General features: G+C 45.1%; 7 protein-coding genes and 1 pseudogene. 3 read left to right on the forward strand and 5 right to left on the reverse strand.

Features of this window, described 5'->3' with window-relative positions; all coding sequences use genetic code 11:
* Together PLA23_RS06015 and PLA23_RS06020 are read left to right on the forward strand one after the other, a co-directional pair.
* Positions 1-445 (forward strand): annotated as a pseudogene (locus PLA23_RS06015) (minichromosome maintenance protein MCM); the annotation flags it as partial.
* Between the two features lie 46 nt (positions 446-491).
* Positions 492-1,262, forward strand: coding sequence for a peptidase associated/transthyretin-like domain-containing protein (locus tag PLA23_RS06020; protein ID WP_324474432.1), 771 nt, complete (start codon positions 492-494; stop codon positions 1,260-1,262).
* 14 nt (positions 1,263-1,276) lie between these two features.
* Here PLA23_RS06020 and PLA23_RS06025 read toward each other — a convergent pair whose 3' ends face one another.
* Positions 1,277-2,056: a carbon-nitrogen hydrolase family protein gene (locus PLA23_RS06025; RefSeq protein ID WP_324328995.1), complete on the reverse strand. Its 780-nt coding sequence runs from the start codon at positions 2,054-2,056 to the stop codon at positions 1,277-1,279.
* Positions 2,057-2,144: 88 nt separating this feature from the next.
* Between PLA23_RS06025 and PLA23_RS06030 the strand changes: the two genes are divergently transcribed.
* Complete coding sequence (locus PLA23_RS06030) at positions 2,145-4,733, forward strand: heavy metal translocating P-type ATPase (protein WP_324474434.1); 2,589 nt, start codon at positions 2,145-2,147, stop codon at positions 4,731-4,733.
* 5 nt (positions 4,734-4,738) lie between these two features.
* Here PLA23_RS06030 and PLA23_RS06035 read toward each other — a convergent pair whose 3' ends face one another.
* From PLA23_RS06035 to PLA23_RS06050, 4 genes are all read right to left on the reverse strand, one after another.
* A complete protein-coding gene (locus tag PLA23_RS06035) occupies positions 4,739-5,482 on the reverse strand; it encodes an Ig-like domain-containing protein (protein ID WP_324328991.1) in 744 nt (247 codons plus the stop codon).
* A 128-nt stretch (positions 5,483-5,610) separates the two neighbouring features.
* The gene (locus PLA23_RS06040) at positions 5,611-5,865 is read right to left on the reverse strand and encodes a DUF504 domain-containing protein (protein ID WP_324474436.1); all 255 of its coding nucleotides are present in this window, start codon (positions 5,863-5,865) and stop codon (positions 5,611-5,613) included.
* A gap of 15 nt (positions 5,866-5,880) precedes the next feature.
* Positions 5,881-6,651 (reverse strand): type I 3-dehydroquinate dehydratase, encoded by a 771-nt coding sequence (locus tag PLA23_RS06045; protein ID WP_324329992.1) that lies wholly within the window; start codon positions 6,649-6,651, stop codon positions 5,881-5,883.
* Positions 6,652-7,396, reverse strand: a 745-nt coding sequence (locus PLA23_RS06050) for a metallopeptidase TldD-related protein (protein WP_324474438.1), incomplete at its 5' end; no start/stop codon positions are given. It abuts the gene before it with no gap.

The following is a 7,396-nucleotide window of genomic DNA, read 5'->3' on the forward strand; positions in this document are numbered from 1 at the left end:
AGCATATTACATGAAACTGCGTGATCTGGCTGATGCAAATAAACCGGTACCGGTCACCGCACGACAACTTGAAGCAATAGTGAGGCTGGCTGAGGCATCAGCACGAATCAGACTCTCTCAGGTGATAGAAAAGAGTGATGCAGACCGTGTTATTTCCATCATTGATACCTGCCTGAGACAGGTTGCCTATGATCCCGCAAGCGGGACATTTGATATTGACATGCTTGCAACCGGTGTCTCCAAGAGTAAGCGGGACCTCATCCGGACGATTAAACAGGTAATCAGGGATATTGCTGACGAGAATGGACGTGCACATAAACCTGATGTGATTGAGATCGTCAAAGACCAGGGTTTTGACCGTGATGAGGTAGAACGTCAGCTGACTGCAATGCTTCGGTCAGGTGAAGCGATGGAACCAAAACATGACGTGATAAAACTTATATAATGGATATAGAGAATACTGTTAACATAGGCGGGTGTAGTAATATGGTATGACATTTTCACCAGTGCATTCAACGTATGCACTTCGTTTTTTCCTGGTGATTCTCATCACCTTCGTTCTTATATGGTGTGGCTTTGGAACATGTGTATCAGCAGAGAAAGTACAGACACAGATTACTATCAGTACCGATCCTGCCAACCCGGGTACGGATCTCCCCTTTACCGTGAAAGGTGTTCTGTCTGATGCAGAGGGCACTCCTTTGGGAAACAAAAAGGTATCTTTGGAACAACTGATGTCTGATGATCCCGAAGATGAATATAGCTATCTGGCAGTTACAACGACCGATATAAAAGGTAATTATTCTTTCTTCCGTCCTGCCGCCTCACCATCAGAATATCTGCGTGTCAGATATAATGGAAATTCCCAGTTTGAAGGATCAGTCAGTGAGATCGTCCCTGGTCATGTATCTAAAGAACCGAAACAGCAGACCGGTATCATCTCACAGGTTGCCAAATCAAAGACGAAGATCACCGCAAAAGCTTCACCGGCCAATCCATTCCCAGGACAGGCAGTGATAATCAGCGGTCAGCTCATGGGAGAGAATGGTGCTCCTCTTGCCGGGAAAAAGGTTATTTGTGAAGCTTCAGACCGGGCCGGAACGAGAAGTGATTTTGCAATTCTTGGAATATCACCAACCGATGACAAAGGATTTTTTAAATTTGCTGCCAGTGGAGGATCAACGACGACCTTTATTCAGGTCAGGTTCCCGGGTGATGATGAGTATGATGAATCAGTCAGTGATTTAATTTTAGTCCTATAACCTATTTTTATACCTTATAGGTTACTATAGTCGGTTTTCACATAGTCGTTCTGAACAGGAAAGGTTTTTCTTATCTCTTCTACTTCCTGTACATCAATATTTGAAAAGATAAGTTCCTCAAGATCACTCCCCCTCGCCCTGACGGTTCCATCCGGCCCGGCAATGCAGCTCCCCCCTGTGTAGGTATCAACAGGTGTTGTGCCAATCGTATTGACAGAAGCTACGAAAGACTGGAATTCAGCAGCTCTGCATGTGGTAAAAAGATGAAAATGTTTCATGCGGCCTGATGGCCACGCTGAAGGAACGATTATAAGGTGTGCCCCCCTGCTTCGGTATGCCTGAAACAAGGATGCAAACCTGAGATCATAGCAGAGAGCAAGCCCGACGGTGCAGGAATTATATGAAAAAATTCCAAGACGTGTACCTGGTGAATAATGGAGATCCTCACCACCGGGAGAGAATAAATGTATTTTCGAATATTTAGCCAGAGTCTTTCCATCTGGCCCAATAGCAATACAGGTATTTCTGGGCTTTGTATCTGTTTTTTCCCGGAATGATCCAATGATACCGATACTTACCTCTCGCGCAATATCCCTCATATGTTCAACGAGAGATCCTGATTCAAAAGTTGCATACGTGGTATCTGCAGGATCCCATCCGGTCAGGATCTGTTCTGGAAATACAATCAGTTCAGCATCCCCCTCTACCGCTTCAGCAGCATATCGTTTTATTTTTTGCAGACCTGCATCCGGGTTGCTCCAACAGGGTGATATCTGTGCTGCACAAAGTATCATATAATATCATCTGATGTTATTTCCCAAAATGAGTTTTTGGATATGATTTTCTGATCTGAAAAAAAATTGAATCGGACTGAGGGTACCTATGGGAGAAGAGAAAAAAAAAGAGATTGAATTACAGATTACGGGAATGCATTGTGCTACCTGTGCACTCACAGTAGAAAAAAGTCTATCGTCAACCCCGGGAGTGCTCGCATCTTCAGTTAATCTGGCAACCGGGAAAGCCCGTGTTTCGTATGATCCATCTTACGCATCCCTTTCAGATCTGACAAAAGCAGTTGAGAAGAGCGGATTTAAAGTTGCATTAGAGAAAGTTGTGGTAAGGGTTGGAGGTATGACCTGCGCATCATGCGTTCAGACCGTAACCCGGGCTCTTACGGCTCTTGACGGAGTGGTATCCGTCACGGTTAATCTTGCAACAGAACGGGCATACATCTCTTATAATCCCTCACGTATTGATGTCAGAAAAATAAGGGATGCGATTCAAAGTGCAGGATACCAGTATCTTGGAACAGATCGCGATGAGATGAATGAGGGTGAAATAATTCAGGAAAGAGAATTAAAAAGTCAATTATTTAAAATTATTATTGGATTTGCGTTCTCTTTCATCATTATGGGTATGATGTATATCCCTGCCCATGATATGCATCTGGTCTCATTCTTACAGTGTATCGTCACCACACCGGTTCTGTTCTGGCTTGGAAAACCAATCTTTCAGGCTGCTATTAGTGCGCTTCGCTTAAAAACGTTGAATATGGATGTCATGTATGCAATGGGAATAAGTGTTGCATACCTTGCAAGTGTGCTTGGAACTTTTTCAATTATACTTGATATGAGTACATTATTTTATGAGACTGCCCTGATGCTTACGGCATTTTTATCTCTTGGGAGATATCTGGAGGCCCGTGCGAAAGGGCGGACATCATCTGCCATTGCATCACTTATTGGCCTTCAACCAGACACAGCATCGGTCATCCGGAATGGAACCGAGAAACAAATTCCAGTACAGGATGTAATTATCGGAGATATCATCCGGATGCGACCTGGCGAAAGGATACCGGTGGATGGTGTGATTGTATCCGGCTCCAGTTATGTGGATGAATCCATGGTTACCGGAGAACCACTGGCTGTTTTCCGGGAACCGGGCCATGAAGTTATTGGCGGCACTCTGGTTATAACCGGGACATGTACCTATGAGGCAACACGGGTGGGATCTGATACTATGCTTGCCCGAATCATCAGATTGGTAGAGGAAGCCCAGGGATCACGTCCCCCGGTTCAAAGAATTGCAGACTCCGCGGTTGCCTGGTTCATCCCCTTCGTCCTCACGATTGCAATAGTCTCCTTTCTATACTGGTATGGAATCCGGGGAATGGACCTGCGTTTTTCTTTACAAACCCTCATCGCAGTCCTGGTTGTTGCCTGTCCCTGTGCTCTCGGTCTTGCAACTCCGACTGCAGTAACCGTCGGTATCGGACGTGGGGCAGAGCTTGGAATTCTTATCAGGAACGGATCAGTTCTTGAGATCGCTGATACAATAAATGTCGCCCTTTTTGACAAAACCGGAACCATCACAAGGGGAAAGCCGGTGGTTACGGATGTTGATTCCTTTACCGGAAATCCGAATCTTCTCTTATCGATGGCGGCATCTCTTGAATTTCTCTCAGACCATCCTCTCAGTTCCGCAATTCTTGAAAAAGCACAACAGGAAGGTATTGAGCCTGCGGAGGTATCTTCATTTCAGACAATAACCGGAAGCGGTCTTACTGGTATGATATCAGGCGGAATAGTCAGGCTAGGAGCTCCTGAGTTCATTCTGTCACAGAACCTCCCGATAAAACCAGAAGAAGCAGAGCTTCTTTCAAAACGTGAAAAAGAAGGGAAAACAACAATCCTCGTCTCTCGCGATGAACGGATTCTTGGCATTATCTCTCTTGCAGATCAGATAAAGTCTGATGCCTCGCTTTGTGTCAGGCTCCTGAAGGAGATGGGGATTCGATCCGGCATGGTGACCGGTGACAATCATATTACAGCACGGGCAGTAGCCTCGATGGTGGGAATTCATGATATCCATGCACGGATTCTTCCGGAAGGTAAGGAAGAAGAGGTTGCTAAAGTTCAAAAAGATGGGAATGTTGTGGCTTTTATTGGGGATGGGTTAAATGATGCACCCGCTCTTGCACGGGCTGATACCGGCATTGCGATAGGTTCAGGAACAGATGTTGCAATAGAAAGTGCAGATATTGTTCTGGTAAGGGACTCATTAATCCATATTCCCGCATCTCTTCAGCTGGCACGAAAAGTAATGGGTAGAATCAGATTAAATCTGTTCTGGGCTTTTGCGTATAATAGTATTCTCATACCTCTCGCAGCCGGAATATTGTATCCAGCTATCCAGTTCCGGCCTGAATACGGAGCCCTTGCCATGGCATTATCATCAGTAACGGTAATAACTCTCTCACTTTTGCTGAAACGATATACTCCCCCGGCACTTGACCATGAGAAAAAACCTGGTATGCACATAGATATGCCTGAAATTGATCCAGTCTGCGGAATGTCAGTTCAGTCAGAGACTGCAGAGTTTATTTCTGAATATCAGGGAAAGACTTATTATTTTTGCAATAAGGGATGTAAAGATGCGTTTGATACAGATCCTGACCGATATATAAAATAAAATTTTTATTCGTAGACTGTAATTTTAAGTGTATTGGATGATGCGGCACTGTACCCGTCATCGCCTGAAAAAACAGCTTCTATCTGCACGGATCCACTCTCAACTACCGGGAGACTGAAAGAGTACTCACCATTCGTGTCAGTAGATACAGATCCTGCTTCTCTCCATTCGGTTATTCCGCCAAAGGCACACCCACCGAGGCACCCGACCGGACTTGAAGCGAGACGGTATATTATTTCTTTCTGCGGGATTCCTTTTCCCTCACTATCTGTTAATCGTCCTTTAAATGAAACATAGTCACCGATTTTTGGGAAAGTGGGCCATCCACTTAACGTTAATGCTGTCTTTTTCGGTTCATTTCCAGGTACTGCCAGAACCGACACCTTTTCACTATATATTCCAGTATATAATGCCTCAAATCCCCAGTCCCCTCCAACATCCGCGATCTGATTGTATCTGAATGATCCGTTCGGTGCAGGCTTTGCAAGCATAAAGGTATCAGCATGTGAACCGGTGGGTGCATAAATGAGAATTATCACATCAGAAGGTTGAGTCCCAAATAATGAACGATCGATCTGGCCGGTGAGGGTGATTTTATCTCCGATGATTACCTCATCCTGAAGTTCTTTTAATTGAATAAGGTCGGATGGTTGTGTATTTTCCCGGGTTTCATCCTGGTATGCATACCCGTGAGGTATAAGGAATAATCCTATCCACACCAGAATAATCAGGAAAGAACGTATGTGCATTTCAGATCCCTGTCGAATCCTGTATATACTATATTTGTGTATGGTCTTATCAGGTTTGAGGAAGCAATTACTGCTCATGATTGTGTTTTGTGAGAGGAATATGATTCATATCTGATTCCGACGGTAGCTTATACAAGGGACCAGATAATCTCTTTATCATACATAATCCATCGTATCCGGTGATATGGAATGTATCCTTCCTCCTCACATCCGACGTTCCTGCTTTGAACAATATATCGGTTTTCAAGTCGTATAACTTCAGTTCCATGAATAATCGAGCAATCGCCACCTGCCCCCCGGTTCAGATACCCGATGGTGACTTTTGAGAAATCGCATTCCGGATCATACCAGATTCGAAGCAGGATCCGGTGTGTGGTTCGCATACCTGTGCAGGAAATTTACAGTTCAAGAAGTTTTCGATAATGCTCTGCCCGTTCATAATAACCGGATGCATCTCCTGATCGGACTGGCCGTCCTTCAAACCAGGGATCGACAAATCCTGGACTCAGCAGATGTGCAAGCAGCTGCATCTCTCGAAGGCTGTATTGCCCGGGTGATGTTTCACTATGAATATAACAATATGTATATCGTGATCCAAACAGACAGAGGAGTGGTCGTGCATATCGAAAGACCGTCCCTGTGACACTCATAATAACCGGGTATGGACACTCTGCTGTTATTTTCAAGAGTCTGAGCAGATCTTCCTTTGATCCTGGTTGAACGGCAATCTTTACCATATCACCAAATGAATGAAGTTCTTCAATAAGGTCTTTCATCTCATCATCGGAAGGCATCCGGTTCTGATGACAGGAAGCAATTATTTGTTTATTATATCGCCTTACCATCGGAGCGTGTTCCTTAAACCGGACTTCAAGGTCAATTATATCTCCAAATTCAATATATGGTTCTATCCTGCTCCATAATCCGGATGAACCACCTGCATACGCCCCACCTTCATCACTACTTCTGACGGTCAGAATAATCTGGCCCTGAAAGGTCTGCCGGAGTACCTGGAGAGCGTCACTGACAGATTCTGTTATGAGATCAAGTCTGATCTCTACCGCGTCAGCTTCGGTAACCTGTGGTGATACTATTTCCCTGGTGCTGGATAATGAAGCAATAATCTGAATGAGTCTGTTCGGATCAGCCTTGAGTGCATGAGAGGCCATTTATCCTCTCCCGATGATCGTGATGTCTGATAATCTGACTGATGGAACGATGGTTGAACCCAGTGTCCGCGTCTCTTTGCTGACTCCCTGAATTTTATGAAGTATGTCAAAGATGTTCCCTGATATCATACCGGTTCTGATTGGTTCCTGTAATGCTCCCTCAGAGGCGAAAAATGGAGATGACAGCTCTACAGAGAAATCACCTGACATCGGATTTGCGGTATGTGCACCGATGAGGTCATGCACAAAGACGGCTTTTTCATCTAATATATCAGACTCCGGGCCTTTCAGGATAAGGTTATGATTTCCGATCGCAGGAGCGCCAGACTGACCGGTCCTGACAGCACTGGCGGTCGGTTTCTGATCATACCGGTATGCAGTTCTCAGATCGTATGCAAATGACTGAAGAACTCCATGCTCAATGAACGGGATCGTTCTTACCGGCATACCTTCACCATCCCATGCACAGTTTGCAACACCCCGACTATCCATCGGGTCATCAATCAGTGATATGTTCTCTCCTGCAACCGTCTCTCCGATTCTGCCTGCAAAAACAGAACGACCGGTATGAACATTTCTTCCTGACAAGGCTGGAATAACTGCTGCATCAAGAAGTTGTGAGACTGCCAGTGGTGAGAGAACAACATCATACCGGCCGGTTTCGATCTCCTCTCCTCCCTGGCCTTTTGCGGCAAAGAAGGCAGATTCTTCTCCTATTTTTTCAGGATCAATAGAGTCAAGGTTC

It is taken from the genome of Methanospirillum sp. (assembly GCF_035406105.1).
Lineage (GTDB): Archaea > Halobacteriota > Methanomicrobia > Methanomicrobiales > Methanospirillaceae > Methanospirillum.